The organism is Rhodopirellula maiorica SM1 (assembly GCF_000346295.1).
Classification (GTDB): domain Bacteria; phylum Planctomycetota; class Planctomycetia; order Pirellulales; family Pirellulaceae; genus Novipirellula; species Novipirellula maiorica.
Map to the genome: position 1 here is coordinate 1 of NZ_ANOG01000441.1, position 1,394 is coordinate 1,394.

At 54.4% G+C, this 1,394-nt stretch carries 2 protein-coding genes; both read left to right on the forward strand.

Features of this window, described 5'->3' with window-relative positions; genetic code table 11:
- The coding region (locus RMSM_RS14050) for a hypothetical protein (protein WP_040766570.1) at positions 1-789 on the forward strand (789 nt) is incomplete at its 5' end.
- 166 nt (positions 790-955) lie between these two features.
- Complete coding sequence (locus RMSM_RS14055) at positions 956-1,189, forward strand: hypothetical protein (RefSeq protein ID WP_008697137.1); 234 nt, start codon at positions 956-958, stop codon at positions 1,187-1,189.
- The last annotated feature ends 205 nt before the right edge of the window (positions 1,190-1,394 follow it).

Genomic DNA, 1,394 nt, shown 5'->3' on the forward strand with positions numbered 1-1,394 from the left:
TCTGAGCATGCACTCTGGCTGGACGGGCTCGGGCAGGTCAAATACTCACCGCGTGGTCCATGGCCGCAGAAACCAGAGCATCAACAACTGTTGGTAAAAATGAAGTACGACGCCGAGTACGTGCTGTGGAACCCGATCGCAATACAGACGGACCGCAAAGGTTCGCTCAGTCACAAACAACTTGGCAGACAACTGACATCGCTCCGCTATTCGGACGGCACCCCCGTGCTGCGTGACGCGGCGTTGACCGGTGCGGAAATCATGCGTGAAATCGTGATCGAACTCGGAAAACTAGACGATGTCGCGTTTGAAGAACTGAATTACGAAAGCTGGTCCGAATCGAACCAACTCGCAGACGAAAACAATCCCTATATCTACAAGGCTGTGATGGATATTTTGCGACGACATGTTCGGTCGGTGGGTCCGTATGAGCTGCCTGTGGGGAAGCGGCCGATGGTAGCGGAGAATCCAAACGCGGATGCTTTCCCAGTCGGTTCGGTTTGGAATGGCAGCGATTCCGCATCCAAAGGTTTCAAGTTCACGGTGCTCGAGCGAGACCGAGGTCATTTCAAAGCAAGGTTTGAAAGCGCTCGCTGGGTTCGTGAAGTATCCGGAATCGCAAGCGACGAGGCCGTTTCCTGGAATAGCAATGACGTCCGCGTCATCAAGGGTAGCGCAGGTGGAGACAACCAAGGAGAGTTAGTCCGTGATGACCAGGGAATGCGAATCGACTTTAGATGGCGTGCAGGTAGCAATCAGGGCACATTCACACTCCGCAAGCAAGAGTGATTGGGGATTTGAGTGCGGCTTGCGAATCGGAGGAAGGCTGCGCCGCGGAGGACTGTGCCGGGGTCCGGGAAGGCGCCGCGTAGGGCTGCGTCGGGGTCCGACCTTGTATTCGGTGTTCCAGAGGGGTAGCATAAAAAGATGCTCTGTCTTGCGACGGAGGATTACCATGCCAAGCCTGCCCCGGATCCAGCTCCCTGGCGACAACTACCACGTCGTCACCCGTGGTGAGGGACGCCGCAAGCTGTTTCACGATCAAGGCCACTACGAGAGTTGGGGCCAAGGTTTGGTCTATCGAGCGTGGACAGTGCATCGAATCTGGTCCGCCGAGCGGGATGGCGGTACAAAGAGTCCTCGCGGTGGCGTGATGATGCTGCAAATATTGAACGGCAACGGCACCTGAACACCGAACACAAGTCCTGACACCGGCGAAGCCTTCGCATGTCTCAGGCGACAGAGGCTGCAATCAGAAAGATCAAAAAAGCAGAGTCACCTGTGTCTTCCTATTTCTGCCTTCATCTTTTTGTCAACCATTTTTTTGCCTGTGTTTGATCATGATCAGAGGCATTGTTTTTTTATTTACATACGCGCCTTTTACACTAACAGCA